The 24,976-nt window shown below is 65.9% G+C and carries 28 protein-coding genes and 1 pseudogene; 15 read left to right on the top strand and 14 right to left on the bottom strand.

Annotated features, from left to right (window positions below; all coding sequences use genetic code 11):
* Positions 1-70 precede the first annotated feature (70 nt).
* Complete coding sequence (locus PL79_RS20825; protein WP_044843609.1) at positions 71-1,108, bottom strand: sulfate ABC transporter substrate-binding protein; 1,038 nt, start codon at positions 1,106-1,108, stop codon at positions 71-73.
* A gap of 264 nt (positions 1,109-1,372) precedes the next feature.
* Here PL79_RS20825 and lexA point away from each other — a divergent pair, with 264 nt between their 5' ends.
* Genes lexA through PL79_RS20845 form a run of 3 tightly spaced genes read left to right on the top strand, consistent with a single transcriptional unit; the run spans position 1,373 to position 3,107 of the window.
* Complete coding sequence (gene lexA / locus PL79_RS20835; RefSeq protein ID WP_006754655.1) at positions 1,373-2,020, top strand: transcriptional repressor LexA; 648 nt, start codon at positions 1,373-1,375, stop codon at positions 2,018-2,020.
* Positions 2,021-2,046: 26 nt separating this feature from the next.
* Positions 2,047-2,385, top strand: coding sequence for a hypothetical protein (locus PL79_RS20840; RefSeq protein ID WP_044843610.1), 339 nt, complete (start codon positions 2,047-2,049; stop codon positions 2,383-2,385).
* Positions 2,386-2,414: 29 nt separating this feature from the next.
* Complete coding sequence (locus PL79_RS20845; protein WP_044843611.1) at positions 2,415-3,107, top strand: DUF2939 domain-containing protein; 693 nt, start codon at positions 2,415-2,417, stop codon at positions 3,105-3,107.
* 92 nt (positions 3,108-3,199) lie between these two features.
* On the opposite strand, the gene PL79_RS20850 is transcribed toward PL79_RS20845, so the two are convergent.
* The gene (locus tag PL79_RS20850; RefSeq protein ID WP_044843612.1) at positions 3,200-3,697 is read right to left on the bottom strand and encodes a universal stress protein; all 498 of its coding nucleotides are present in this window, start codon (positions 3,695-3,697) and stop codon (positions 3,200-3,202) included.
* Between PL79_RS20850 and PL79_RS36370 the strand changes: the two genes are divergently transcribed.
* The 3 genes from PL79_RS36370 to PL79_RS20860 all read left to right on the top strand — a co-directional run bounded on the left by PL79_RS36370 (position 3,696) and on the right by PL79_RS20860 (position 5,779).
* A complete protein-coding gene (locus PL79_RS36370; protein ID WP_185500322.1) occupies positions 3,696-3,860 on the top strand; it encodes a hypothetical protein in 165 nt (54 codons plus the stop codon). The genes PL79_RS20850 and PL79_RS36370 overlap by 2 nt on opposite strands.
* A 164-nt stretch (positions 3,861-4,024) precedes the next feature.
* Positions 4,025-4,939 carry a nodulation factor ABC transporter ATP-binding protein NodI gene (gene nodI / locus PL79_RS20855; protein ID WP_044843613.1) on the top strand — a complete coding sequence of 305 codons (915 nt, stop codon included), beginning with the start codon at positions 4,025-4,027 and terminating at the stop codon, positions 4,937-4,939.
* A 6-nt stretch (positions 4,940-4,945) separates the two neighbouring features.
* Complete coding sequence (locus PL79_RS20860; RefSeq protein ID WP_044843614.1) at positions 4,946-5,779, top strand: ABC transporter permease; 834 nt, start codon at positions 4,946-4,948, stop codon at positions 5,777-5,779.
* A gap of 61 nt (positions 5,780-5,840) precedes the next feature.
* On the opposite strand, the gene PL79_RS20865 is transcribed toward PL79_RS20860, so the two are convergent.
* The 4 genes and pseudogenes from PL79_RS20865 to PL79_RS20880 all read right to left on the bottom strand — a co-directional run bounded on the left by PL79_RS20865 (position 5,841) and on the right by PL79_RS20880 (position 9,674).
* Complete coding sequence (locus PL79_RS20865) at positions 5,841-6,263, bottom strand: hypothetical protein (protein WP_044843615.1); 423 nt, start codon at positions 6,261-6,263, stop codon at positions 5,841-5,843.
* Positions 6,264-6,487: 224 nt separating this feature from the next.
* The gene (locus PL79_RS20870; RefSeq protein ID WP_135801122.1) at positions 6,488-7,546 is read right to left on the bottom strand and encodes a permease; all 1,059 of its coding nucleotides are present in this window, start codon (positions 7,544-7,546) and stop codon (positions 6,488-6,490) included.
* Between the two features lie 120 nt (positions 7,547-7,666).
* Positions 7,667-8,656: pseudogene (mnmH, locus tag PL79_RS20875) on the bottom strand (tRNA 2-selenouridine(34) synthase MnmH); the annotation flags it as partial.
* A 64-nt stretch (positions 8,657-8,720) separates the two neighbouring features.
* A complete protein-coding gene (locus tag PL79_RS20880; protein WP_044843618.1) occupies positions 8,721-9,674 on the bottom strand; it encodes a LysR family transcriptional regulator in 954 nt (317 codons plus the stop codon).
* A 163-nt stretch (positions 9,675-9,837) separates the two neighbouring features.
* Between PL79_RS20880 and PL79_RS20885 the strand changes: the two genes are divergently transcribed.
* Both PL79_RS20885 and PL79_RS20890 read left to right on the top strand, forming a co-directional pair.
* Positions 9,838-11,259: a M20 family metallopeptidase gene (locus tag PL79_RS20885; protein ID WP_135801104.1), complete on the top strand. Its 1,422-nt coding sequence runs from the start codon at positions 9,838-9,840 to the stop codon at positions 11,257-11,259.
* Between the two features lie 35 nt (positions 11,260-11,294).
* Positions 11,295-12,581 carry an MFS transporter gene (locus tag PL79_RS20890; RefSeq protein ID WP_044845041.1) on the top strand — a complete coding sequence of 429 codons (1,287 nt, stop codon included), beginning with the start codon at positions 11,295-11,297 and terminating at the stop codon, positions 12,579-12,581.
* A gap of 97 nt (positions 12,582-12,678) precedes the next feature.
* Here the strand turns inward: PL79_RS20890 and PL79_RS20895 are convergent, their stop codons facing one another.
* Complete coding sequence (locus PL79_RS20895) at positions 12,679-13,731, bottom strand: NADP(H)-dependent aldo-keto reductase (RefSeq protein WP_044845042.1); 1,053 nt, start codon at positions 13,729-13,731, stop codon at positions 12,679-12,681.
* A 198-nt stretch (positions 13,732-13,929) separates the two neighbouring features.
* The gene (locus PL79_RS20900) at positions 13,930-14,367 is read right to left on the bottom strand and encodes a PaaI family thioesterase (RefSeq protein WP_044845043.1); all 438 of its coding nucleotides are present in this window, start codon (positions 14,365-14,367) and stop codon (positions 13,930-13,932) included.
* Positions 14,368-14,536: 169 nt separating this feature from the next.
* Here PL79_RS20900 and PL79_RS20905 point away from each other — a divergent pair, with 169 nt between their 5' ends.
* Complete coding sequence (locus PL79_RS20905) at positions 14,537-15,019, top strand: winged helix-turn-helix transcriptional regulator (protein ID WP_044845044.1); 483 nt, start codon at positions 14,537-14,539, stop codon at positions 15,017-15,019.
* 417 nt (positions 15,020-15,436) lie between these two features.
* On the top strand, positions 15,437-16,060 hold the full coding sequence (locus PL79_RS20910; protein WP_044845045.1) for a phospholipase D family nuclease: 624 nt from the start codon (positions 15,437-15,439) through the stop codon (positions 16,058-16,060).
* Positions 16,061-16,238: 178 nt separating this feature from the next.
* Here the strand turns inward: PL79_RS20910 and PL79_RS20915 are convergent, their stop codons facing one another.
* From PL79_RS20915 to PL79_RS20925, 3 genes are all read right to left on the bottom strand, one after another.
* Positions 16,239-16,457 (bottom strand): hypothetical protein, encoded by a 219-nt coding sequence (locus PL79_RS20915; RefSeq protein ID WP_044845046.1) that lies wholly within the window; start codon positions 16,455-16,457, stop codon positions 16,239-16,241.
* Positions 16,458-16,891: 434 nt separating this feature from the next.
* Positions 16,892-17,365 (bottom strand): VOC family protein, encoded by a 474-nt coding sequence (locus PL79_RS20920; RefSeq protein WP_044845047.1) that lies wholly within the window; start codon positions 17,363-17,365, stop codon positions 16,892-16,894.
* Positions 17,366-17,625: 260 nt separating this feature from the next.
* A complete protein-coding gene (locus tag PL79_RS20925) occupies positions 17,626-17,934 on the bottom strand; it encodes a hypothetical protein (protein ID WP_044845154.1) in 309 nt (102 codons plus the stop codon).
* 201 nt (positions 17,935-18,135) lie between these two features.
* On the opposite strand from PL79_RS20925, the gene PL79_RS20930 reads away from it, so the two are divergent.
* Entirely contained in the window at positions 18,136-18,879 is a 744-nt protein-coding gene (locus PL79_RS20930; RefSeq protein WP_044845048.1) for a DUF695 domain-containing protein, read from the top strand.
* Between the two features lie 418 nt (positions 18,880-19,297).
* Here the strand turns inward: PL79_RS20930 and PL79_RS20935 are convergent, their stop codons facing one another.
* A complete protein-coding gene (locus PL79_RS20935) occupies positions 19,298-19,918 on the bottom strand; it encodes a hypothetical protein (protein ID WP_044845049.1) in 621 nt (206 codons plus the stop codon).
* 193 nt (positions 19,919-20,111) lie between these two features.
* Positions 20,112-20,528, bottom strand: coding sequence for a hypothetical protein (locus PL79_RS20940; RefSeq protein ID WP_044845050.1), 417 nt, complete (start codon positions 20,526-20,528; stop codon positions 20,112-20,114).
* A gap of 326 nt (positions 20,529-20,854) precedes the next feature.
* Between PL79_RS20940 and PL79_RS20945 the strand changes: the two genes are divergently transcribed.
* Positions 20,855-21,319, top strand: coding sequence for a plasmid fertility inhibition factor family protein (locus PL79_RS20945; protein ID WP_044845051.1), 465 nt, complete (start codon positions 20,855-20,857; stop codon positions 21,317-21,319).
* A 19-nt stretch (positions 21,320-21,338) separates the two neighbouring features.
* On the opposite strand, the gene PL79_RS20950 is transcribed toward PL79_RS20945, so the two are convergent.
* Complete coding sequence (locus PL79_RS20950) at positions 21,339-21,899, bottom strand: GNAT family N-acetyltransferase (protein WP_044845052.1); 561 nt, start codon at positions 21,897-21,899, stop codon at positions 21,339-21,341.
* 797 nt (positions 21,900-22,696) lie between these two features.
* On the opposite strand from PL79_RS20950, the gene PL79_RS20955 reads away from it, so the two are divergent.
* The 3 genes from PL79_RS20955 to PL79_RS20965 all read left to right on the top strand — a co-directional run bounded on the left by PL79_RS20955 (position 22,697) and on the right by PL79_RS20965 (position 24,956).
* Positions 22,697-24,070, top strand: coding sequence for a tyrosine-type recombinase/integrase (locus PL79_RS20955; RefSeq protein WP_044845053.1), 1,374 nt, complete (start codon positions 22,697-22,699; stop codon positions 24,068-24,070).
* A gap of 84 nt (positions 24,071-24,154) precedes the next feature.
* The gene (locus PL79_RS20960) at positions 24,155-24,424 is read left to right on the top strand and encodes a hypothetical protein (protein ID WP_135801105.1); all 270 of its coding nucleotides are present in this window, start codon (positions 24,155-24,157) and stop codon (positions 24,422-24,424) included.
* A gap of 64 nt (positions 24,425-24,488) precedes the next feature.
* Positions 24,489-24,956, top strand: a complete 468-nt coding sequence (locus tag PL79_RS20965; protein WP_044845055.1) for a hypothetical protein — start codon at positions 24,489-24,491, stop codon at positions 24,954-24,956.
* The last annotated feature ends 20 nt before the right edge of the window (positions 24,957-24,976 follow it).

Below are 24,976 nucleotides of genomic sequence, written 5' to 3' on the forward strand. Positions count from 1 at the left end.
GCCGGCGGGCCGTCGGGGATGCGGCGCGCTGTCGTGGCGCGCCGCTGTCGTTGTGGTTTGCTGCCTGGTGTTACTGCGGCTTGTAGATCGAGTCGAACACGCCGCCGTCCGCGAAATGCGTCTTCTGCGCGTTCGTCCAGCCGCCGAACGTGTCGTCGACCGTGTACAGCTTCAGCTTCGGAAACTGCTTCGTCAGGTCCGCCGGCACGTTCTTCGAACGCGGACGGTAGTAGTTGCGCGCCGCGATTTCCTGGCCCTGCGGGCTGTACAGGAAATTCAGGTAGGCCTCGGCCAGCTTGCGCGTGCCCTTCTTGTCGACCACCTTGTCGACCACGGCAACGGGCGGCTCGGCCAGGATGCTCACCGACGGCACGACGATCTCGAACTTGTCGGTGCCGAATTCCTTGATCGACAGGAACGCCTCGTTCTCCCACGCGATCAGCACGTCGCCGATCCCGCGCTGCACGAAGCTCGTCGTCGCACCGCGCGCGCCCGAGTCGAGCACGCCCGCATTCTTGTAGAGCTTCGTCACGAATTCCTTCGCGCTCTGCTCGTTGCCGCCCGGCTTGTGGACCGCGTATGACCATGCGGCCAGGTAGTTCCAGCGCGCCCCGCCCGACGTCTTCGGGTTCGGCGTGACGATCGAGATGCCCGGCTTGGTCAGGTCATCCCAGTCCTTGATCCCTTTCGGGTTGCCCTTGCGCACCAGGAACACGATCGTCGACGTGTACGGCGATGCGTTGTCGGGCAGGCGCTTCTGCCAGTCCTTGTTGACGAGCCCCTTGTTGGCGATCGCGTCGATGTCGTAGGCGAGCGCCAGCGTCACGACGTCGGCCTGCAGGCCGTCGAGCACCGAGCGCGCCTGCGCGCCCGAGCCGCCGTGCGACTGCTTGAAGTTGACCGTCTCGCCCGTCTGCGCCTTCCACGCCTTGCCGAACGCCTGGTTGAAGTCCTGGTACAACTCGCGCGTCGGGTCGTAGGACACGTTCAGGAACGTTGTATCGGCCTGGGCACGCGTCGCGACGCCCAGCGCCGCCGCCGCGCCCAGCGCGAGTGTTGCGATCAGGCGGCCCACTCCGCCCACCAGCCCCGTATTGCGCTTCGCCATCCTTGGTTCTCCAGTGTTGTCGGTATTGCGATGTCGGGCCAGTCTAGCGAACGGGTTACATGATTAAAAATAATCGTTCCTTATTTTTTAATACTCAAAAGTGCTAACGCAGACGGGATGGACGGTTGAGGCAGATGAACCGGCGTCCGGGCGTCGCGAAATCACGTCGGAACCGGCGCGATCGCGTCGAACTTCAAGTAACACTTGAAATTCGCGAAGCACTGTATAAAAATACAGCTCACTGTCTATCCATACAGTTCAGCCATGACCAAACTCACCGCCCGTCAGCAGCAAGTGTTCGACTTGATCCGCCGCGCGATCGAGCGCTCCGGTTTCCCGCCCACGCGCGCCGAGATCGCGGCAGAGCTGGGCTTCAGCTCGCCGAATGCGGCCGAGGAACACCTCCGTGCGCTGGCGCGCAAAGGGGTGATCGAGCTGGCCGCCGGCGCGTCGCGCGGCATCCGCCTGCTCGGCATCGACGACGCCCCCCATCAGTTCACGCTGCCGCATGCCGGCCTGATGCAACTGTCGCTGCCGCTCGTCGGCCGGGTGGCGGCCGGTAGCCCGATCCTCGCGCAGGAGCACATCTCGCAGCATTACGCGTGCGATCCCGCGCTGTTCACCAGCAAGCCCGACTACCTGCTGAAGGTGCGCGGCCTGTCGATGCGCGACGCCGGCATTCTCGACGGCGACCTCCTCGCCGTGCAGAAGCGCACGGAAGCGAAGGACGGCCAGATCATCGTCGCGCGGCTTGGCGACGACGTCACGGTCAAGCGCCTGATGCGCCGGCCAGGCGGCCTCGAGCTGATCGCGGAGAACCCGGATTACGAAAACATCTTCGTCAAGGCCGGCAGCGCGGAATTCGCGCTGGAAGGCATCGCCGTCGGGCTGATCCGCTCGGGCGAACTCTGACAATCGGTCTCGCTGAGGAGAACATCATGGAACGCCTTTCCCGTTTGCTGCCTTTCCGTCAATTCGGTCGCCTGCGTCACCTGCGCGGCCGCACGCCCTGCGCGCCGCTGTCCGCCGCGGCGCCCGTGGTGAGCCAAGAAGTCGCAGTTGAACGGCAGGCGTCGCTGCTGCCCTCAGCGCTTCCCGCCTTCGCACGGGTCTCGCTGAACGCCGGCCTGCACCACGCGGAACCGGCGCGCCGTGCGCCCGTGCGCGTTTATCACGGCCGGTCGCGCCTGATCATGGTCGGGACGATCGATGCCGTGTGCCGGATGATCGATCGCTGCATCGACGAGGAACGATCGGCCACGCACGGCGGTCTCTGATTGCGGAACCTGTCCGCACCGGAGGCATCGTGACTGGATCTTCGGGCCGCGCGTGGCGGCTCAAGCCCCTGCTGATCGTCGTGCTGGCCATCGCCGTTTTGGTGGCGATCGGCTATGCGTACGCATCGCCGTATGTCGCGCTCGGTCGCCTGAAATCGGCGATCGATGCGCGCGATGCGCAATCGGTCAGCGAATATGTCGACTTTCCGTCGCTGCGCATCAGCCTGAAGCAGCAGGTCACGGAAGAGTTGATGCACCGGATCGACGCGGTGAAGAAGGACAACCCGTTCGCGGTGATCGGCGCGCTGATCGGCTCTGCATTGATCGGCCCGCTCGTCGATGCGTATGCGACACCGGAAGGCGTCGCGGCGCTGATGAGCGGCATTCCCCCGCGCGGTAATCCGGGCGAGCGGCCACCCGAATGGTCGGGCCCGCCGTCAGGCGGTGCGCCTGGCAGCGCATCGGCCGCACCGCCGGCCAATCCGGCGAGCACACCCGTACCGGGCAGCAATGCCTCGGTCGCGTCCGCGCCGGCCCCCGCATCCGCGCCAGCCGGCCCGGGCGACACGCGCCATCCGCAGCAAACGAGCGCCGGCTACCGGAATATCGATGAATTTGTCGTGACCTACCAGCGCAGTGCCGACGGCACGCGCTATGCGGCGATCTTCCACCGCTTCGGCCTGTTTTCATGGAAGCTGTCCGCGATCGACCTGCACGCGTGAGCGGTCGCGATCGGGATCGATGCCGCTGCGGCGGCACGGCGAGCGACCGGCGCGGATCGCAGGACAACCCGGCCGGTCACACGATCACAGTGTCACTTGCCGCTCGCGGTGGCCGCTTCGCGTTCGCGCGCGATCTCGGCCTTTTGCTCTTCCGCTGACGAACACGCGACCAGAATGCTGCAGTTCACGCGATCGAGCAGTTGCGTATTGCCCGACCCCATCCACCATCTCGACAATCCGCTGCGGCACCGATGGCCGACAACGACGAGGTCGGCCTTCAACTCGGTTGCGAGATTCGCGATTTCGTCGATCGGATAACCGAACGCAAAATGGCCTTCGGCCTGGACGCCACGCTCGCGCAGCCAGTTCACGCCTTCCTGCAGGATCTCGCGCGCGGTTTCCTCGAAGCGGCCGCAGGCGACGTCGGTCAGCAGCCCCGCGCTTTGCGCGATGCTCGAGCGCATGTCGACGACCGACAGCAAATGCGTTTCCGCCTTCAGGTCCAGCGCGAGATTCGCACCGCACCGCAAGGCCTTGCGCCCTTCGAGCGTGCCGTCGTAGCACAGCAGAATCTTGTTGTAGCTAGCCATGAGACCTCCCTATCGCGACAACGTGCCCTATGCACTCATCATGGTGCGCCGCAATTCCGGACGCAAGGGATGGAAAACGCTGATTCGCCACGCGGGGCGCGTCGGCGATGATGCGGTGCACGATCCGTGCGCGCATGCACCGTCGCGCGCGTGCGCGCCCTGAAGAGACGCAGCCGATGCACTAGAATGGCCCGTTCGTGTCCTCGACGTGCGTTCGCCCCGGTCATGCCCATGTGACACGCATTCGCCCGATCCGTTCGCCGAGCGGCATGCCCATCCGGCCGGCCGCGAAACGCGTCCGCGCCTGCCTACAACGACAACCTGCCCATGTCCGTTGCACCGATCGATTTCCGGAACGTCGAAAAACGCTATGGCGACAAGCTCGTCGTCAACGGCCTGTCCTTCCACGTGCAGGCCGGCGAATGCTACGGCCTGCTCGGGCCGAACGGCGCCGGCAAGACCACGACGCTGAAGATGCTGCTCGGCCTCGTGTATCCCGACGCCGGCACCATTTCACTGTGCGGCGAGCCGGTTCCGTCGCGCGCACGGCATGCGCGCCAGCGCGTCGGCGTCGTCCCGCAGTTCGACAACCTCGACCCCGACTTCACGGTCCGCGAAAACCTGCTCGTGTTCAGCCGCTATTTCGGGATGTCGGCGCAGGCTTCACGCGCGCTGGTGCAGCCGCTGCTCGAATTCGCGAAGCTGGAAAACAAGGCCGATGCGAAGGTCGGCGAGCTGTCGGGCGGGATGAAGCGCCGCCTGACGCTTGCGCGCGCGCTCGTCAACGATCCGGACGTGCTGGTACTCGACGAGCCGACGACCGGGCTCGATCCGCAGGCGCGGCACCTGATGTGGGAGCGCTTGCGTTCGCTGCTCGCGCGCGGCAAGACGATCCTGATCACCACGCATTTCATGGAGGAAGCCGAGCGCCTGTGCGACCGGCTGTGCGTGATCGAGGAAGGCCGCAAGATCGCCGAAGGCGCGCCGCACGCGCTGATCGAATCTGAGATCGGCTGCGACGTGATCGAGATCTACGGGCCGGACCCGGTCGCGCTGCGCGACGAGTTGACGCCGTTCGCGAAACGCACCGAGATCAGCGGCGAGACGCTGTTCTGCTACGTGAGCGATCCCGAGCCGCTCAGCGCCCGGCTCAAGGGTCGCACGGGATTGCGCTATCTGCATCGTCCGGCCAATCTGGAAGACGTGTTCCTGCGGCTCACGGGCCGCGAAATGCAGGACTGATCGATCATGGACGCACGCAACTATTCCGCCGCCGCGCCGTCCGCACCGCCACGCGAATCCCGCTTCGCAGTCGCGCTGCCCGCGAATGCCACCAACTGGATCGCCGTGTGGCGGCGCAACTACCTCGTGTGGCGCAAGCTCGCGCTCGCGTCGCTGTTCGGCAATCTCGCCGATCCGATGATCTACCTGTTCGGGCTGGGATTCGGGCTCGGCCTGATGCTCGGCCACGTCGACGGCGTGTCGTATATCGCGTTCCTCGCGGCCGGCACGGTCGGCTCGAGCGTGATGATGTCCGCGAGCTTCGAGTCGATGTATTCGGGCTTCTCGCGGATGCACGTGCAGCGCACCTGGGAAGCGATCATGCACACGCCGCTCGCGCTGGGCGACATCGTGCTCGGGGAGATCGTCTGGGCGGCGAGCAAGGCGCTGTTGTCGGGCGTCGCGATCATGCTCGTCGCGGGCCTGCTCGGCTATGCGCGCTTTCCGTCGATGCTCGCGGCGCTACCCGTGATCGTGCTCGCCGGCCTCGCGTTCGCGAGCACGGCGATGATCGTCACCGCGCTCGCGCCGTCCTACGACTTCTTCATGTTCTATCAGACGCTCGTGCTGACGCCGATGCTGCTGCTGTCGGGCGTGTTCTTCCCGATCACGCAGTTGCCGCCGATCGCACAGCATGCCGCGCACGTGCTGCCGCTCGCCAACGCGGTCGAACTGATCCGGCCCGCGATGCTCGGCCGGCCGGCGACGGACGCCGGCCTGCATCTCGCGGTGCTCGCCGGTTATGCGGTCGGCGGATTCATCGTCTCCGCGTGGCTGTTCCGGCGGCGCATGATGCGCTGACGGCCGGCGCGCACGGCGCGCCGGCTCGCTGCGACGAAGTGGCGACGAAGCGGCAGCGGCGTTACTCGTCGTCGTCGCTCCACGGAATCTCGACGTCGGTCAGGAATGCGACGGTCGCCAGCGGGCCGCCTTCGTGGCGGCCGAGCTTGCCGTCCGCACGATGCCATTCGACGCGGAACTGCGTACCCGGATCGTCGGCAACCAGATAGACCGCGCGCAGTTCTTCCGCGTCGGCTTCGTCGACCGGACCGTCGAACGACACCAGCATCTTCTGCGGCCACAGGCCGTTTACCGGATCGTAGATGCGGTCGCCCTGCGGAATCTCGATGCTGGCCTCGACGCCGATCGTGGCGGAGGCTTCGATGATCATCGTGCCGAGCGCGTTCAGCACGGCAGTCGCCCGCGCGGAATTGGCCTGGCGGATCGCGAGATCGCCACGTGTCAGCGCCTTTTCGAGTCGAGGATGAATCTTCGGTTGGGTCATGCGTTTTCCTGTTTGCTTCTTGTAAAGGGCACCGCGCGCGTGAGGCGGCGGCGCCGGATGAATACGACGGTCATGCGACGGGACCGGTCGGCGCACGCCGCGGCGGCCATCGCGCAGGGTCCGGTCGCCGGCAGCCGGGCATGTCGTGCTCCGCGCCTCGATCGGCCACGCGAGCCGGACTTGTCCGGCCGTCGCGCCCGCTCGCCGTCCCGTCCGCGAGTCCGTCAGAACCCGAATGCGATCGCGAGCAGCCCGCTCACGATCCCGAACACGACGACGAGGCCCGTGACGATCGCCAGCATGTAAGGCTTGAACGACCGCGCGAGCATCGCGAGCGACGGCACGCTGATCGGCGGCAGCGTCATCAGCAGCGCGGCGGCCGGGCCGACGCCCATGCCGAGCGACAGCATCGCCTGGATGATCGGCACTTCACCGGCCGTCGGGATCACGAACAACGTTCCCGCGACCGCGAACGCGATGATCCAGCCGAGATGGTTGCCGATGTCCGGGCCGATATGCGGGAACAGCCACGCGCGCGCCGCGCCGAGCAGCAGCACGAGCACGATGTATTCGGGCACGAGCCGCACGGCCATGCGTGCGAGCAGCTTCATCCAGCGGACGAACGGATTGCCTGCGGCAGCCTGTTCGGCCACCAGCGCGGCGAGTTGCGCGTCGTCGATACTGCGGTCCTCGGGACGCGCGATGCGGTTCAGCAGATAGCCGATCCCGAACACCATCGCGATGCCGAGCACGAGCCGCAACGCGCTCCAGTGCCAGCCGAGCACGAAGCCCATGAACACCAGCGCGGCCGGATTCAGCACCGTGTTGCCAAGCCAGAACGCGACCGCGCCGCCCGGCGACGCGTGCCGCGCACGCAGGCCCGCGACGACCGGCGCCGCGCAGCACGTGCACATCATGCCCGGCAGCGACAGCAGGCCGCCCGCGGCGACACTGCCGAAGCCCGTGCGGCCGAGCACGCGCGCGACCCAGTGCGCGGGCAGCAGCGCCTGCACGGCCGAACCGAGCAGCAGGCCGAGCACCATGGCCTGCCAGATCGCCTTGCCGTACGCCCATGCGTAGTCGAGCGCCGCCTTCAGCGACGGCTCGGGCGCGCTCGCCGACGTGCCCATCAGGATCGACTGGCCGATCGAATGATGCTCGGCGGCGACGAACGCCTTGTTGTAGTACGGGAACCATTTCACGTAGAACAGTCCCGCGACCGCGATCAGCAGGAAGGTCAGCCCAGCCGACGCCCGGACTGGGTTGGGTGCGGTGGTCGTCATCGTGCGGTGGTCGTAGGGTGTGGTCGGTGTCGCTCGCGCCGCCCGCCGGCGGCCGAGCCCGGCACCGCCTGCGCGAGGGCGTCGAGGCGCGCGCGCCTTGCCGCGCCCGTCGGCGCATTCGCCGGAAAGTGAACGCCAGTGCGGGTTCGGCTTGTTGTACGTGGCGCGGTAGGTGCGCGCATAGGCGGGATCGTAATGCTTGTCGATCAGTTCGGTGAACAGCTCGGCCCGCGCGTCGGCATCGATCAGCGCATGCCAGTGCGCCACCTCGTCACGGCTGTGCAGGCCGATCAGCCGATTGAGCTGCGCCTTGAACGCGGCCGGCTCGTCGAACAGGTGGGCATAGTCGTCAAGGAGAAACGCGATGCGTTCGTCGTGCGCCGCCTCGACCTGCACCCACGGCCCGGCGTGAAACGCGTCGATCAACGCGATCGGCAGGTGCACGAGCCCGATCCTGCGGCTTTCCGATTCGACGAACACCGGCCATTCGGGGTCGAAACGCCCGAGTGTCTCGACGAGCCCCGAATCGAAGCCCTTCTGCGACGGTTGCGGCTGGCCCGGCAGCGCGCCGAGCAGCGAGCCGCGGTGGCGCGCGAGCGCCTCGAGATCGAGCGTCTGCGCCCCTTCGTCGCGCAGCGCGTTCAGCAGCCGCGTCTTGCCGCAGCCGGTATGACCGACGAGCGCGATATAGCGAAACCGCGTCGGCAGCGTGTCGAGCGTCGCGCACACCGAGTGGCGGTACGCCTTGTAGCCGCCGTCGAGCTGGCGCGCCTGCCAGCCGATCAGGTTGAACCAGGTCGTCATCGAACCCGAGCGCTTGCCGCCGCGCCAGCAGTAGATCAGCGGCCGCCAGTTGCGCGGACGGTCTGCAAACGTGGTGTCGAGATGGCGCGCGATGTTGCGTGCGACCATCGCCGCGCCGACGCGCGTCGCTTCATACGGCGACACCTGACGGTACATCGTGCCGACGATCACGCGCTCCTCGTTGCTGAGCACGGGCGCGTTCAGCGCGCCGGGGATGTGATCCTCGGCGAATTCGAGCGGCGTGCGCACGTCGATGATCTCGTCGAACTCGCCGGCGCGATCGAGGGTGACAATCAGGTTCTTCAATTTGGCGTCGAACAGGGGCGATGCGGCTCGGCGAGCCGCACGGGCACGGAAGGCGGATTCGCGATTATCTCACGCTCGGGCGTCCCGGGCCGCGCGCGGCAACCGGCGGCGACGACGCGGCGCTCATCACGTCGATCAGATGGTCGCGAAACGCGCGCACCGACGCGGGCAGATCGCGCCCCGCCATGGTCTGCACCTGGATGCTGCGCTCGCGCAGCTGGGGGTTCGTGACGGGCACGACGACGAAGCCGTCCGCGTCGAAGCGGTCGCGTACCGATAGCAGCCCGGTGAACATGACCGCACCGGTACGCTGCGCGTAGCGGTACATCACCGCGGTGTTGTTGCTGGTCAGTTCCGGCTCGAGCATGAGCCCGTCGAGCACGCACGCGATGTCGATCAGCTGGCGCACCGTCGTGCCGGCCTCGGGCAGCACATGCGGGTGCCGGGCGACATCGGCGAGCGACACCGAATCGCGCGCCGCGAGCGGATGGTCGCGCCGCACGAGCGCGAAGACCGGCGCACGCTCCGTGTGTTCGACGCGTACGCCCTGCTCCGGCGCCAGGCTGAACGTCAGCCCGATGTCGGCATCGCCGTCGCGCACGCGCCGCGTCGCCTCCGCCGGCGACACGACCCACACCGAGAAATCGACGCCCGGGTGGCGCGCCTTGAAGCCCGCGAGCGCACCCGGCAGGAAATCGATCGCGAACCCTTCCGAGCAGGCGACCTTCAGCAGGCTGCCGTGCAGCGCCTCCAGCCCGCCGATTTCCTTCATCACGTGCTCGGCCTCCAGTAGGCTGCGCTGCGCGAAGCCCAGCAACCGTTCGCCGGCCTCCGACAGCGCCATCCCGCGCGGCCGGCGCTCGAACAGCGGCGCGCCGAGCTCGCTTTCGAGCTTCGCGATCTGCCGGCTGATCGCCGAGACGGCCACGTGCAGCCGCGCCGATGCGTCGCTGATCGACCCGGTGCGCGCCACTTCGACGAAATACCGCAGCGCAAGACCATGCAGGAAAGCCGCCATCGTTCTGTCCCCGGGCCCGTCGCGCAGGCCGCTCCGCTTTGCCTTTTCGGCAAAGAAATGTTCGAAATTCGATCATTGTGACAAAAAAAACGGCTTCCTAGAATCGATCGCACTCCCGGTCGTGCGCGCCGCGCCCGCCGGAAAACCGATACAGGAGACCGTCTTGAGCCGTACCGCCGCCATCCAGCACGCGCTGAACCAGTTTGAATCGGGCGCGTTCTTCACGACCCTGAGCCGCCGCGTCGGCCTGCGCACCGAAAGCCAGGACAGCGGCTCGGGCGCCGCGCTGCGCGCCTACCTGACCGACGAGATCGCACCGGAGGCCGCGCGCCTCGGCTTCACGTCGCGGATCGTCGAGAATCCGGCCGACGGCGGCGGCCCGTTCCTGCTGGCCTCGCGCCACGAGGACGACGCACTGCCGACCGTGCTGATCTACGGCCACGGCGACGTCGTGCGCGGCTACGACGCGCAATGGCGCGCGCCGCTGTCGCCGTGGACGCTGACCGTCGACGGCGATCGCTGGTACGGCCGCGGCAGTGCCGACAACAAGGGGCAGCACACGATCAACCTGGCCGCGCTGGCGAGCGTGCTCGCCGCGCGCGGCGGCCGGCTCGGCTTCAACGCGAAACTGCTGATCGAGATGGGCGAGGAGACGGGGTCGCCGGGCCTCGACGCACTGTGCCGCCAGGAGCGCGACACGCTCGCGGCCGACGTGCTGATCGCGTCCGACGGGCCACGCGTCACCGCCGAACGCCCCACCGTGTTCCTCGGCTCGCGCGGCTCCGTCAACTTCAAGCTCAGCCTGCGCGCCCGCGACGGCGGCCATCACTCGGGCAACTGGGGCGGCCTGCTGCGCAACCCGGCGACCGTGCTCGCGAACGCGCTCGCAAGCCTCGTCGACGCGCGCGGCGCGATCCGCGTCGCGGGGCTGCGCCCGCCGCCGATCCCGGCCGCCGTGCGCGCCGCGCTCGCCGACCTGTCCGTCGGCGGCGGCCCCGGCGATCCGGCGCTCGACGCCGACTGGGGCGAACCGGGACTCTCCGCCGCCGAGCGCGTGTTCGGCTGGAACACGTTCGAGATCCTCGCGTTCAAGGCCGGCAATCCCGACCATCCGGTCAATGCGATTCCACCCGTCGCGTATGCGCACTGCCAGCTGCGTTTCGTGGTCGGCACCGACTGGGAGGCGCTGCATGCGCACCTGCGCGCGCATCTGGATGCGCACGGCTTCGCCGACATCGAGATCGACGTCGAACGCGGTGCACCGGCGACGCGCCTGCCGCCGGACGATCCGTGGGTCCGCTGGGCCGTCGCGTCGCTCGCGCGCACGACCGGCAAGAAGCCCGCGATCCTGCCGAACCTCGGCGGCACACTGCCGAACGAAGTGTTCGCCGACACGCTCGGGCTGCCGACGCTGTGGGTGCCGCACTCGTATCCGGCGTGCTCGCAGCACGCGCCCGACGAGCACCTGCTCGCGAGCGTCGTGCGGGAAGGACTGCAGATGATGGCCGGCCTCTTCTGGGATCTCGGCGACGCCGCGCCGCGCGTTCGCCGCGCGGCACCCGCCGCGGCCGGCGCCGCCCTGTAACGCGCTTCGCCCCCTTTCTCGGGACTGCTCACACGATGAATACGACCACCCTGACCTCGCAGGACGCCGCGCGCCCCAGCACCGCGAAGATCCGCCGCATCATCTTCGCCGCGTCGATCGGCAACGCGCTCGAATGGTTCGACCTGATCGTCTACGGCTTTTTCGCGGTGACGATCGCCAAGCTGTTCTTCCCCGCGACGAGCGAGGCGACCTCGCTGTTGCTCACGCTCGGCACGTTCGGGCTGTCCTACCTGATCCGGCCGATCGGCGGCTTCGTGCTCGGCGCCTACGCGGACCGCGCGGGCCGCAAGGCGTCGCTGCTGCTGTCGATCGCGATGATGATGGCCGGCACGCTGCTGATCGCGCTGATGCCGACCTATGCGTCGATCGGCATCCTCGCGCCGCTCGGGATCATGCTGTCGCGGCTGATGCAGGGCTTTTCCGCCGGCGGCGAATTCGCAAGCTCGACCGCGTTCCTCGTCGAACACGCGCCGCAGCGGCGCGGCTTCATGTCGAGCTGGCAGTTCGCGAGCCAGGGTCTCGCGACGCTGCTCGCATCGGGCTTCGGTGCACTGCTGACGTCGACGCTGAGCACCGCGCAACTCGAAAGCTGGGGCTGGCGCGTGCCGTTCCTGTTCGGCCTCGCGATCGGCCCGGTCGGGCTCTACATCCGCCGCTACGTCGACGAAGGCATCGAGTTCAAGACGCAGGCGCGCTCGGAAGCGCCCGTGCGCGAACTGTTCGCGGACCAGAAGATGCGCGTGCTGCTGTCGATCGGCGTGCTCGTGATCTCGACCGCGATCAACTACATGGTGCTGTACATGCCGACGTACGCGATCAAGCAGCTCGGGCTGCCGGCATCGACGGGCTTCGCGGCGACGCTCGCGACCGGTTTCGTGCTGACGCTCGTCACGCCGCTCGTCGGCCACCTGTCCGATCGCACCGGACGGATCCGCGTGATGGCGGCAGCCGCCGTGCTGATGCTCGTCACCGTCTGGCCGACGTTCGCGTGGCTCACGCATCACGCGTCGTTCGCGACGATGCTCGCCGCGCTGATCTGGATCGGCCTGCTGAAGGCGACGTACTGCGGCGCGCTGCCGGCGCTGATGGCCGAGCTGTTTCCGTCGCAGACCCGTGCGACCGGTCTCGCCGTCAGCTACAACACGGGCGTCACGCTGTTCGGCGGCTTCGCGCCGTTCGTGATCACGTGGCTGATCAGCGCGACCGGCAACCGGCTGTCGCCGGCGCTGTACCTGATCGGTTGCGCTGTGTTGAGCCTCGTCGCTCTGCTGGTCGCGCGCACGCGGCTCGGGATGCGCTGACCGCGTTCACGAAGGAAACGACGGCGCGGCAATGCGCGCCTGATGCGGCCCGTCGCGCCATCCGTGCCGCACCGGCCGCGCGCCATTTACGGTGACGTTACGGCGCCGGATTCGGCTGCAGCTCGTGCAGCGCGTCGATCTCGGCGAGGATCTCATCGGACAGCTTCACGCCGATGCTGCCGATGTTCTCCTTCAGTTGCGCGAGCGATGTCGCCCCGACCAGGTTGCTGCGCACGAACGGCCGGCTGTTGACGAACGCGAGCGCGAGCTGCGCGGGCGACAGCCCGTGGCGCTGCGCAAGCGCGACGTAGCGTGACGTCGCTTCGACCGCCTGCGGCTTGCTGTAACGCTGGAAGCGCTCGAACAGCGTGATGCGCGCGCCGGCCGGACGCGCGCCGTTCTCGTACTTGCCGGACAGCCAGCCGAACGCGAGCGGCGAATACGCGAGCAGGCCGATGCCGTCGCGATGCGTGAATTCGGACAGGCCGTTCTCGAACGTGCGGTTCAGCAGGCTGTACGGATTCTGGATGCTCGCGATGCGCGGCAGCCCGAGCTTCTCGGCCGCGCGCAGGAACTGCGCGACGCCCCACGGCGTTTCGTTCGACACGCCGATCGCGCGGATCTTGCCGGCCTTCACGAATTCCGCGAGCACGCCGAGCGTTTCCTCGATCGGCACCGTATACGCATCGTCGACCCACGGATACGCGGGGCGGCCGAACGTCGTCGTGCTGCGATCGGGCCAATGCAGCTGGTACAGGTCGACATAATCCGTCTGCAGGCGCTTGAGACTGCCGTCGAGCGCCTCGGTCAGGTTCTTGCGGTCGAACTGGTTGCCTTCTCCGCGAATATGGCGCGGATTGTGCGGCTGCCGCGCCGGGCCCGCGATCTTCGTCGCGAGCACGATCCGGTCGCGCTGCGCACGATGCTGCGCGAGCCAGGTGCCGATGTACTGCTCGGTGCGGCCCTGGGTATCGGGCTTCGGGGGGACCGGATACATTTCCGCGGCATCGATCAGCGTGACGCCCTGCCCGAGCGCGTAATCGATCTGCTCGTGCGCGTCGCGCTCCGAATTCTGCTCGCCCCACGTCATCGTGCCGAGACCGATCAGGCTGACCTCGATGCCCGAATCGCCGAGTGTGCGGTATTCCATGCTGTTCCTGTCGCGTCAGTGGAAAGCAGAAACGCTATCACACTGAAGCGAATGCTTCAGATGGCCGATGCGTTCACTTACAGGCGGCCTTCGATGCGCGTTCAGCCCTCGCCGATACGGATACGGCCGCCTTCGCGCGCGTCGTCCGGTGGATGGCGCCGGACGGCCGCGCCGGGCGTAACGACGCCACGCCTCCCGTTACTGCGGCCGCTGAATGAAGCAGGTCGCCGATGCATGCGCGACGATCTTGTCGTCCGGCGTTTTCAGCGTGCCTTCGGCGACGCCCAGCGAACGCGACAGGTGAATCACGCGCCCTTCGGCGATCAGGTCGACGTCGCGCGGCACGGGACGCAGCATCTTCACGTGCAGGTCGACCGTGCCGTAGCCGACGCCCGCGTCGAGCATCGAATGCACCGCGCAGCCCGTGACCGAGTCGAGCACCGTCGCGGCGAATCCGCCGTGCACGCCGCCGAGCGGATTCAGGTGCCGGCCGTCCGCCCGCGCCGAAAACTTCACGTAACCGAGCTCGACGCCCAGCGGCCGCATCGGGATCGTCTCCGAGATCGACGCGAGCGGCACGTCGCCCGCCGCCGCCGCGCGCAGCAGCTCGAGACCGGACAGGGAAAGCGGATTCATCGGGTTGTCTCCTGATTGAACGCGCGTCGCCGCGCGAGTAAGTTCCAAATTGGAACTGATTATTGACAAGCGCGCCAGGCTTGTCAATGCAGCCGGCGCCCTGTGCAACCGAAGCTCAGTTCTATAATCGAACCCGCTCCTTCGCTGAACCGTCGCACGAGACTCGATCATGAAATGGGATGACATCGGTACGCTGAACTGCTCGGTCGCGCGCACGCTTGCCGTGCTCGGCGATCGCTGGACCATGCTGATCCTGCGCAACGCCTTTCTCGGCTGCCGCCGCTTCGATGCATTCCAGACGCAGCTGGGCCTCACGCGTCACGTACTGGCCGAGCGGCTCGCGCGCCTCGTCGACGAAGGCGTACTGGTCAAGCGCGCGTATCAGGAACGCCCGCCGCGTTTCGAATACCGGTTGACCGAAAAAGGCCTCGACCTGTACCCGGCCCTGCTCGCGCTGATGACCTGGGGCGATCGCTGGAAGGACGACGGCCAGGGGCCGCCGGTGCAATTGCGCCATCGCACCTGTGGTCAGCTGATGCATGCGGTCGCGGTGTGCTCGGCGTGCGGTGAGCCGCTCGACCCGCGCCACGTGCAGCCGGAACCCGGGCCCGGCTGGGTCGCGCACGAGGTGGCCGGAACGCACGATGCGTGACGCGTCGCGCTGAGCGCCGGTCGTACGCACATGGGTACGCCCATGACAGCGCGGCGCGGCCATCATGCGTGCGCGTGTTGCATGCGTCTTCGCCCGACGCGCATCGTTCGTGTTGCCGCGCCCTGCCTGCCGTTCCCGTCTCGTCGATCGCACGCCGCATCGACCCTGCGCCCGCACGCGCGCGCCGTTCGTCACGCAGGGATCGTGCCATCTGCGCACACACGCGCACCGCATCGACTTCCGTCACCCGGCACGACTGCCGAGCCGATGCAGGCGCGGCGCGGCATGATGAACATCACCACGTCGAGCGCTGCAGACAGCCATCCAGCGTCTTCCATTCACATCCGGGCGTGACCGCGCCGCCGTGTCTGCGTTACACTCACGGCCCGCTGTCTCAAAAAAGATTCGCTGTCCAAGATGTTGTCGCGCAAACGCCTCGCCGCCGCCTGCCTCGCTACTTCCCTCCTCGCCACACCCTTCGCCGCCTTCGGCAAGACGCACAACGAATCGCTGCTGCAGCAGGCGTTCGACTTCATCGCGCAACTGCTGCCGACTCCGACCCATGAAGCGCCCGCCACGCAGGCCGTCGAATCGGCGTTCTCGCCCGATGGCGGTGCGGAGGCACTCGTGCTGAAGGCAATCGGCGCCGCGCGCACCTCGATTCGCGTGGCCGCCTACTCGTTCACGTCGCCGCCCGTCACGCGCGCGCTGCTCGCCGCGAAGCGACGCGGCGTGAATGTCGCGGTCGTCGTGGACGACAAGGGCAATCGCGCGAAGAGCAGCAAGCAGGCGCTGAACCTGCTCGTCAACGCGGGCATTTCGACACGCACGATCGACGCCTATGCGATCCACCACGACAAGTACCTCGTGATCGATGCCGAACATGTCGAGACGGGCTCGTTCAACTACAGCGCTTCGGCAGCCAGCCGCAATTCCGAAAACGTCGTCGTGGTCTGGAACAATCCGCAACTCGCGTCGCGCTACCTCGCGCATTGGCAAAGCCGCTTCGACCAGGGCACGCCGTACCGCTCGTCGTACTGACGCTTCGCCGCACGCGATCACAGGCGCCGTTCGCGTACGGTGCGGCCGACGCGCGCCGTCGTCGCACATCCGCGTCGTGATGTCGTCAATGATCGGTGCGCATTGCATGGCGATCAACCTGGCCGAATGGCCTGCACACCGGGCGTGACGGCGCCGCGATCGCTGGAATCAGTTGAAATCAGTGGATGTCGGGCGAGCGCTCGGCGATCTGCGTGGCCGCGACGCACCGGCCGGCATGCGCACGCGCATCGCTTGCCGAAGGCTTCGGCCAATCGCGCGTACCGCCAGGCAACGCGTCGAGTACGCAGTCGGCACTGAAGGTCAACGTGTTCTGGACCATCGGATAGAGCAGATACAGCGCCAACGCGAGATACCCCGCGTACAGGATTCGAACCATGGTGCGTTAGATGAACGATTGATCTTGCCCTGTTTACGGCATCACGTCGGACAGCTTGAGCACCGGGCGTCGAATTGCATGGCCGGCAGCAACGCACGACGCGTGAAGCGTCCGTATCGCATCGACACGGCTACAACGCGTGGTGGCAGCACGATGGAGAATGCGTGATGCTGCTCGACGGGCGCTCGTCGAGCGTTGCGGTATCGACAGAAGCGAAGCACGCCGCCCGGCTTGCGCGAGCGCCGAGCGACATACGATCCCGCGCGGCATCGCGCGGTCGCCGACCGGCTCGGATCGGCCGATCGGCACGGGTACGAATACGAGGACAAGCAGCGAAACAACGGCGCCGGCACTTGAGCACGGACGAGCCGCGCGCCGATACGCGCGGCCATGAGCCACGTTCAGTCGCGTTCAACCGGATTCGCCCGGCCCGGTCAGGCTCCGCACGGCGGCGCGCTCGCCATCGCTTCCGCGATCTGCTCGGGCGTCAGGTCGCGCTGGTGGGTCGCGATCGACCAGCGATGGCCGAACGGATCCTCCACTTGCCCATAGCGATCGCCCCAGAACATGTCGGCGGCCGGCATCGTGACTGTCGCGCCGGCCGAGACGGCCTGCGCGATCGCCGCGTCGGTGTCCGGCACGAACAGGTGCAGGCAGACCGGCGTGCCTTTCAGCGTCTTCGGCCCGAGTGCGCCGTGCTCCGGCATTTCATCCACGAGCATCAGCGTCGAATCGCCGATGGCGAGGCATGCATGCGCGAGCCGGCCGTCCGGGGTCGGCAGGCGGAACCGTTCGGTCGCGTTGAACGCGCGCTTGTAGAAGTCGATGGCTGCGGCGGCGCCGGCGCAGATCAGATGCGGCGTCAGCGTGCGCATCCCTTCCGGGATCGGATTGACGGATGTGGTCATGGGTGTCGCTCCTTCAGTCGGTGTCGTGTCGGAAATCGGGACGGACGCACGATGCGCGCGCCTCCGATGCTACGACGGACGGACTCGACGGAAATCGACACGCCGGACGACATTTTTTTATTCGCGACAGGCGCCGGAACAGGTTCGGCCCGACAACGCGCGAGCATCAGGCAGCGTGCGACCTCCAATGGGGCGATCGCGCATCCGGGCATGGCCTCGTGCGCGATGGCACGGCTCGCGGAACAGGCGCCGATCGCCGCTCAGATCTGCGGAAGGTCGCGCAACGTGCGCGACTCGCTCGTCGCATCGATGTCGAGTTCGATCCCCTCCGACGCGTCGCGATACAGCACGCGCTTCAGCCGCGGCCCCACCGCTGTGCCGTCCGCTTCGTCAAATACGGCGCGAACGTCGTTGCCGGCCGCGAGCGCACGTGCCACTTCCGCCACCGACGCCTCGCTCGGCGTCGCCGCCCACGACCGGTCCGCCGGATTGACAGCTGCCCAGCGCACGTGCGTCACACGCGCACTGCGCACATCGATTCGGACACCATTCACCGCGAACATCGACATCGGACTCTCCTTCGAAACGGTTGCGGCCGGGCGAACGCCCGACGATGGAAACCGGCGATGGCGCGACAGCACGCGTTCGATCGCCACCGGACCCGCCGGACGCGCGATCACCCAGGCACGCAGCTTCGGCCAACGCGATTTTCGATGATACATTGGGACGCTTTGCAACCGTCAACAGACAATCGTGCACGGGAGAAACACATGACCGACGCCTGGGGAACCTTCCCTGCCAGAATGGGCGACCATCAGGCCTTCATCAGCTTCAATCACGGCTTTGCGGAAATCGCCGAAAGCGACCCGCGCACGTCGCTGCTCAGCGTGCGCGTCACCCTTGCGCATCCGACGCCCGACGGCCTGCCGAGCGGCGACGAATTCGCCGATCTCACGAAGATCGAGGATCTGCTGGACGCCGCGGTGACCGCGAAAAACGGCGTGCAGGTCGGCCGCATCACGGTCGACGGCAACCAGGATTTCCTGTTCTACGTGCCGTTCGACGAAGCAGCCGCGGGCGAGATCGTCGACTCGCTGGCCGAACAGACGACCTACGCACTTCAGTACGCCTATCAGGACGATCCGGACAAGGAAACGTACTGGCGCACGCTCTACCCGACCGACGACGACTGGCAACTGATGCGCGACATGCGCGTGCTCGAGGCGCTGCGGCAGAAAGGCGACGTGAGCGACGTGAGCCGGCGCGTGATGCACTGGGCCTACTTCCCGGACCCCAGCGACGCGCACCAGTTCGCCGACTGGGCCGAGTCGAAAGGCTATCTGGTCGAATCGGTCGCGCCCACCGAGGACGGCAAATCGGCCGTGCGGTTCGCGCACGAAGGTACGACGGTGCTGGCCGACATCACGCACCATACACTCGAGATCAATCGCGAGGTGCACTCTCTCGGCGGCGAATACGACGGCTGGGAAACCAGCGTCGAGCAGGCAGGCTGATTGCGCTGACACGCGCGTGACGCGCGATCGGACCGTGGCGGGTTCGGGATCAAAAGCATCCCGGCGGCGCAACCGCGTACCGCCGGGATCCAGGCATCGCCGGCCGCGACCGGCGATCGGCCCCAAGCGATCGCTCACGCACGAGGAATGCGATTCATGCGGATCAGGCGAACGGATGCCGGGACGCGAAACGTCGTCTGCCGAACGCCTGTCCAGTTCCGCCGACGCGGCTTGCATGCGTCGTGCGGCCAAAAAGCCCCCGCTCCTGCGCGAGCGAGCGGGGTAACGGTTGACCGGGCCGGGGTAGAACGGTCAACCGGCCAGATTGTCATCGTGGCCCGTGCAACCGTCTGTGCGGCAACTCACCCTTTCAACCGGAAAGGCCGCACGCGCCGGCACCGCATGCGGCACGTCGCGGTCAGCGCGCGACGCCGGCGAGTGGCGCGGCGACCACGACGATCACGGGGAACAACACGACAGCCCCGATCATCATCACGCCGTCGGCCGCCAGCGTGACCGGCGTCGCAAGCACGCGAACGGCCTTGTCGCCCTTCGTCAGGCGATCGTCGACCTCGATCGTGTAGGTATGGGAAAACGACGACCACGCCTTGCCCTGCTCAAACCCGTCGGCCCGATAGCGCGAACCGTTCAGCGCGCCTTCCATGCTCAGCTCGCCTTGACGGGACGTCGTAAAGCCGTCCGCCTGCGCACGCGCCCAATCGTCGTCCGTCATGCCGGCGCGGGAAAGCACGAGCCGGTATTCGCCCGAGATCTTGCTGCCCTGCGCGACGAATCCATAGAGCGCCGCCTGGATCGACTTCCGGTAGGACGAAGCCAGCACGGCGCCGAGATGCGCGGGCATGTCGAAGATGTAGTGATACTGGTTGCCGAGCACGACGAATTTCTTGCCGTCCTCGCTGACGAGGAATCGATCGACCGTCTCTTCGTATCGGCCGTTTTCGAACAGCATCGCGGTACATCCTGCCAGACTGGCGGCAGCGACGATCGCGCCGGAGGTCAGCAGCGTTCTTCTTTTCATGTTTCAAGTCCGGATTTTTTTGATTTATATCGGCGATTTTCAAATCGCGCGCCAGTCTCCGGTATCGCGCATGCATCGTCAAAGCGGCGTGATGCCGCTTTCCGTGAATCCGCGCTTTTCTTTCCGGATTTTCGTGAAACGACGTTTCACGATCCAACCCACTCTTGCTGGATGGAACGGTGCAAATCCGACGCTACGCCGGGCCGTCCGTGAACCATTCCGCAATCATGTCGATCCAGTCGAGATCGCTGGCGATTTCGACGACGACGTCGCTGATGGTTTCTTCGACCGAAGAATCGCTGGCGACCGCACTGGCGGTACCCGCGGCAGCACCTGCTGCGACCGCCTTCGCAGCTGGGATTTCGACGAGCGGCGCGCCCCGCGGGCTGACCAGCTGCTCCAGCCAGTCGACGATACTGGCGCGCGCGTCGTCCTCGTCGGCGAAGTCGTTGCGTTTCAGAAAACGGTCGAACACGACCCACGCGAGCGTCTTGCTTCGGGAAACGGAATCCAGTTGCCATTCGGTCACGGCGACCCGCCCCGTTTCCCGGGTTTCGAGCGTCGCTGTGAAGTGGTAATCGAGATATTCGATCTCAAGTTCAGGCGACATGATTTTCTGCGGCCACTCCGCTCTCTCGGTTCTTATTGATGTGCCACGCCAGTCCGGTTTCACGCGCCGCGTGAATCTTGTGTGAATTCCGGACCGCGCGTCATGCAGACACGCAGTATCGCGATATTCTCACAAGCTGTCGACCGCGACTGAAAATGCATGGCCGCACCCGTCCAGTAACCGATACCCGTTATGTGATCGATTCCGCGCCGCGTTCTTTTGCGCATGATGCCGCCGGCTCGATTCCGGGTATCCGCCTGCTCCGCGGTCGCAGCCGCGCTGCTACACTCCCGCCACAAAAAACGCTTGCCCCACCTCGGGAAACAATGACAGTCGCTCGGGCACAACATGACGGCGTCGATGTCTGGATCATCCAGCTTCCGGGACACCCCGCCTATGCCTATACACATCTCAAACGGGTATTCGCGTCCGACGACTCGCGGCATCGCGTCGTGACGGTCGACCTGGCGAAGCTGCTCGCGTGCGCCGATCGCGACACGACCGACTATGTGCTGCCGTCGGTTCAATACTGGGCGCCCGGCAAGGCCGCCGGCATCCGCGATTTCCTCGATCCGGCCGAAGCCCGGATTCCCGACATGCCGTTCATCACGTTTCGCGAGACGAGAACGCGGACGCTGCTTGGCCTTCCGGGCCTGTCGAAAGTCGGCATCGCGTCGTTCCGGAACGGTCAGCATCGCGCGCGCTATCTGGCATTTGCAGGGGCAACGAGCCTGCCTGTCGAGGTGCATGAAACGGAGGCAGATTTGCTCGTGCGGTATTGCGGCGAGTAGCGGACGCGCCGCTTCATCTTCAGCGGCATCGGTCGTGCAGCGTGCAGCCTTGGGGTTCGGTGCCGGCATCGATCACGTAGATCCGGTCGGCGACCTCCGTGCGGCCGATGAAGCTGGTTTCGACGCCTGCCAACCGCCAGCCGTTATGCTCGTAGAAGCCGATCGCGCGAACGTTGCCGTCGAGTACCGAAAGATGAACCTTGTCCTCGCCGATATGGCGGGCCCATGCGCGAACGGCTTCGATCATGCGCTTGCCGGTACCGCTTCCGTGATGCGCGGGATGCACATGAAGGCAATCGAGCAGGACGCCGCGCGCCGGATCGACCGGCCTTTCGGCGCTGACGAAACCGACCGGAGCCCCGTCGGACTCGGCGATCAGCACGAGGCCCCACTCCGCTTCGGCGCGGTCGAAATAGTTTCGCCACCGCGTCGCGTGCTCCGTCGGCACCTCATCGGCGAGATAGGCCGCCGGCAGGATATGGCTATAGGCGTTCTGCCAGCTCAGCGTGTGCAAGCGAGCGATGTGTTCCGCGTCGTGTGGTGTCGCGTTGCGCAGCGTGATGGTGCGGTTTTCCGGCATGCGAGGGTCGCTCTCGTTGTGCGATGGAGGCAGGGAAAGTGTAGCAATCGCGACGTTTCAGCGGCGGGTTGCATAGGGAATCGCGGGCGGCAGTGCGCGTCATGCCGTGGTAATCGCGTAGTTCACCGTGACGCCTGCCGCTTTCTCCAGTTCCTCGACAGCAGCGCCGCCAAAAAAAATGTCCCGACGCCTTCCGGGGCGTCGGGACCGAACGGCCCTGCAAAGCTAAGGGCACGAGGAATCGATACATTACATGAATGTAAGACTATTAAGCATTGGCGGCTCGTGCCAAGTCATTGGTTTAATCCGCCAATCTGCGAGACGATGAGCGAAGCCGGTCGCCGCTTCGCTTCGCGGGCTCATGAGCAGCGGCCGCTTGATGGATCGGCCACGCGCGAGTGACGTGACTCGGCGCGCAGTCTCAATATCGAAACGGCTTTCGTCGGCTGACGCGAAATGGATGAATGGCGAGCAGAACGCTCTGGAAATGGCGCGGCTCGAATCGATGCACTCGCATCGAATTTTCCGCACAAAACAAAACAGGCGCCGAAGCGCCTGTTTTGTTTGAGAATTTTGGGGTGGCTGATGGGACTCGAACCCACGACAACAGGAATCACAATCCTCTTAAGACGAGATTCCCTGATGTTGACCTAGATTTACGAGATTCACTGAATCCTAGACTTTTCGGGCTATCCAGCGAAAATTGCCTACATATTCCTGTTGAACTACGTTGATTGATTGACCTATACTTTGCCTACACGGTGCCTACATAGATTTGGCCCCAACAGGAACAGGTAATGGCAAAGGTCAATTTCACTGCGGAGCGCGTAGCCTCGTTCGAAGCAGTGCCAGGCAAGACGCAGACGATTTACTGGGACGCGAAGGCTCCAGGGCTCGGCCTGCGCGTGACGCCCGCGGGCGCGCGTTCATACATCTACGAATCCCGCCTGTTCGGCAAGACAGTTCGCATCACCATCGGCGACTCACGTGCATGGACGCTTGGCAAGGCCCGTACTGAGGCAGCACGCCTGAAAACGGTAATCGATGACGGGAAAGACCCGCGCGAGCAGGTAGCCGAGCAGCGCGCCGCCCATGAGGCCCGAAAGGTGGAGGCTCGCCGCAAGGACGTAACGTTGGCGGAAGCCTGGAAGGTGTATATCGAGGCTCGCCGCCCGAAGTGGAGCGAGTTGCATTACCGCGACCATGTAACGCTCGCCAGCGCTGGCGGTCAGCCGAAGAAGCGCGGCAAGGGACTAACCGAACCGGGCCCGCTCGCAGCGCTGATGCCACTGAAGCTATCGGACCTGAGCGCCGAGCGCATGGGCGAATGGCTGGCGGATGAAGCCACCCAACGTCCAGCTCGTGTCAGGCTGGCCTTCAACCTGCTGCGCATCTTCGCAACGTGGTGCGAGTCGAGGGCCGAATATCGGGGGCTCATCGACCCGCAGGCCGTTGCCACTCGCCTTTCGAAAGATGCCCTGCCAAAGCAGGCCGCCAAGACCGATTCCATTCAGCGCGAGCAACTGGCCGCTTGGTTCGGTGCTGTCCGCCAGCTCAGCAACCCAGTCATGGAGGCGTATTTGATTGGCCTGCTGCTGACGGGCGCGCGCCGCGAGGAACTGGCCGAATTGCGCTGGGATGACGTGGATTTCCGGTGGCGCAGCCTGCAACTGAAAGACAAAGTGGAAACTGAGACGGGTCGGGTTATCCCCCTGACGCCATATTTCGCCAGTGTGCTGCTCGAGCTGAAGCGCATCAACGACACGCCGCCGAACGTCCGGCAGATGCGTAGCCTTGAGGCGAAAGGCGAAACGTGGCAACCGTCAGACTGGGTATTCGCCAGCAAGACTTCAGGTGATGGCCGGCTCGCATCGCCGAATCGCGCGCTGCATCGTGTTTGCGAGATTGCCGGCATCGCGCCGGTGACTCTGCACGGACTGCGGCGGTCGTTTTCGAGCCTTGCCGAATGGACGGAAGTCCCGTCTGGCATCAAAGCGCAAATCATGGGTCACAAGCCGTCTGCCATTGCGGAACGTCACTACAACGTGCGCCCACTGGACCTGCTGCGCATGTGGCACGACAAGCTGGAGGCGTGGATCCTCGATGAAGCCGGCGTTGAATTCACGCCGGAACCGGAGAGGCCGGGACTAAAGGCAATTACCGCGGCCTGACGGTATCAGGCAAAGCGGCGGCGCGGGTGCTGGAACACTTCGCGCCGCCTGACCATAACACGACCTATCAGGGAGGTCCGTATCATGGCTAAGCTCAATTCTACGTCGCGCCCCGCCGACGTCGCTCAGCTTCCAACCGTTCACCGGGCGAAGGGCCGGCGGCGTACGCGTCCGATTGCCGGTCAACCCCTCGCTCCGGTTTTACGTCTTGTGGCGAACGAGAACCACCGGAAGCCGCAATGCGAAGTCAACGCAGGACCTCAAAAGCTTTACGAGGACCTTTGTGCCGTAGCGCAGCACATCATCAAAATCTCGGACATCCTGTGCGAAATAAAACTGCCGGGGCGGCCGTGATACGCGGTTGACTATGCTTCTCGCGTGCATTGCGCGCGCCCAGTAACTTGCCAAGGGGCCGACCATGAGGCTCGAACAATACGAAACGCGCGACCGTGCATATGGCGCATGGCACCGCGCTCCTTCGATTCGCCGATATTTGCAGGCGACCCAAGCCGAATCGCTGACGATGGTTGACCTCGATTCGGTGCTGTTCACGGAGTACGACAACGGCGCCAAGATTCCATTGGCATTGGTTGAAGTGGCTCGCGACATCGGGCAGGAGAAACCGGCCGGAGTGATACAGCATCTGGCGCAGCTTGCCGACGTACCTGCCTATGTCGCGCTATACACACCATCCGACGCGGCAAATCCAGCGAACCCCAACTGGTCGGACATCATGGCTTTCCGCGTGAAGCGCTTGTGGCCCCGCCCCGAACCAGGCTGGCGCGTCCTCTCCCCGGCGCAATGGGCACGAGCGCTGGTGCAGATCCGCGGGTGGCAGATGCGACGGTTCGATGTGCAAGCTGCGGCGAACGACGACCGCTATTGATGGTGCGTTGGCTGTAGCAT

The sequence above is a fragment of the Burkholderia sp. USMB20 genome, from assembly GCF_000949135.2.
GTDB lineage: Bacteria > Pseudomonadota > Gammaproteobacteria > Burkholderiales > Burkholderiaceae > Burkholderia.

Excerpts from the sequence above, each read along its gene's own strand:
- PL79_RS20865 (WP_044843615.1), bottom strand. The coding sequence starts at position 6,263 with ATGACCCAACCGAAGATTCATCCTCGACTCGAAAAGGCGCTGACACGT.
- PL79_RS20960 (WP_135801105.1), top strand. The coding sequence starts at position 24,155 with ATGGCTAAGCTCAATTCTACGTCGCGCCCCGCCGACGTCGCTCAGCTT.
- PL79_RS20895 (WP_044845042.1), bottom strand. The coding sequence starts at position 13,731 with ATGGAATACCGCACACTCGGCGATTCGGGCATCGAGGTCAGCCTGATC.
- PL79_RS20940 (WP_044845050.1), bottom strand. The coding sequence starts at position 20,528 with ATGTCGCCTGAACTTGAGATCGAATATCTCGATTACCACTTCACAGCG.
- PL79_RS20925 (WP_044845154.1), bottom strand. The coding sequence starts at position 17,934 with ATGTCGATGTTCGCGGTGAATGGTGTCCGAATCGATGTGCGCAGTGCG.
- PL79_RS20950 (WP_044845052.1), bottom strand. The coding sequence starts at position 21,899 with ATGCCGGAAAACCGCACCATCACGCTGCGCAACGCGACACCACACGAC.
- PL79_RS20910 (WP_044845045.1), top strand. The coding sequence starts at position 15,437 with ATGTTGTCGCGCAAACGCCTCGCCGCCGCCTGCCTCGCTACTTCCCTC.
- PL79_RS20955 (WP_044845053.1), top strand. The coding sequence starts at position 22,697 with ATGGCAAAGGTCAATTTCACTGCGGAGCGCGTAGCCTCGTTCGAAGCA.
- PL79_RS20930 (WP_044845048.1), top strand. The coding sequence starts at position 18,136 with ATGACCGACGCCTGGGGAACCTTCCCTGCCAGAATGGGCGACCATCAG.
- PL79_RS20850 (WP_044843612.1), bottom strand. The coding sequence starts at position 3,697 with ATGGCTAGCTACAACAAGATTCTGCTGTGCTACGACGGCACGCTCGAA.
- PL79_RS20890 (WP_044845041.1), top strand. The coding sequence starts at position 11,295 with ATGAATACGACCACCCTGACCTCGCAGGACGCCGCGCGCCCCAGCACC.
- PL79_RS20935 (WP_044845049.1), bottom strand. The coding sequence starts at position 19,918 with ATGAAAAGAAGAACGCTGCTGACCTCCGGCGCGATCGTCGCTGCCGCC.
- PL79_RS20905 (WP_044845044.1), top strand. The coding sequence starts at position 14,537 with ATGAAATGGGATGACATCGGTACGCTGAACTGCTCGGTCGCGCGCACG.
- PL79_RS20915 (WP_044845046.1), bottom strand. The coding sequence starts at position 16,457 with ATGGTTCGAATCCTGTACGCGGGGTATCTCGCGTTGGCGCTGTATCTG.
- PL79_RS20870 (WP_135801122.1), bottom strand. The coding sequence starts at position 7,546 with ATGACGACCACCGCACCCAACCCAGTCCGGGCGTCGGCTGGGCTGACC.
- PL79_RS20840 (WP_044843610.1), top strand. The coding sequence starts at position 2,047 with ATGGAACGCCTTTCCCGTTTGCTGCCTTTCCGTCAATTCGGTCGCCTG.
- PL79_RS20825 (WP_044843609.1), bottom strand. The coding sequence starts at position 1,108 with ATGGCGAAGCGCAATACGGGGCTGGTGGGCGGAGTGGGCCGCCTGATC.
- PL79_RS20945 (WP_044845051.1), top strand. The coding sequence starts at position 20,855 with ATGACAGTCGCTCGGGCACAACATGACGGCGTCGATGTCTGGATCATC.
- PL79_RS20920 (WP_044845047.1), bottom strand. The coding sequence starts at position 17,365 with ATGACCACATCCGTCAATCCGATCCCGGAAGGGATGCGCACGCTGACG.
- PL79_RS20900 (WP_044845043.1), bottom strand. The coding sequence starts at position 14,367 with ATGAATCCGCTTTCCCTGTCCGGTCTCGAGCTGCTGCGCGCGGCGGCG.
- PL79_RS20880 (WP_044843618.1), bottom strand. The coding sequence starts at position 9,674 with ATGGCGGCTTTCCTGCATGGTCTTGCGCTGCGGTATTTCGTCGAAGTG.
- lexA (WP_006754655.1), top strand. The coding sequence starts at position 1,373 with ATGACCAAACTCACCGCCCGTCAGCAGCAAGTGTTCGACTTGATCCGC.
- PL79_RS20860 (WP_044843614.1), top strand. The coding sequence starts at position 4,946 with ATGGACGCACGCAACTATTCCGCCGCCGCGCCGTCCGCACCGCCACGC.
- PL79_RS20965 (WP_044845055.1), top strand. The coding sequence starts at position 24,489 with ATGAGGCTCGAACAATACGAAACGCGCGACCGTGCATATGGCGCATGG.
- PL79_RS36370 (WP_185500322.1), top strand. The coding sequence starts at position 3,696 with ATGAGACCTCCCTATCGCGACAACGTGCCCTATGCACTCATCATGGTG.
- nodI (WP_044843613.1), top strand. The coding sequence starts at position 4,025 with ATGTCCGTTGCACCGATCGATTTCCGGAACGTCGAAAAACGCTATGGC.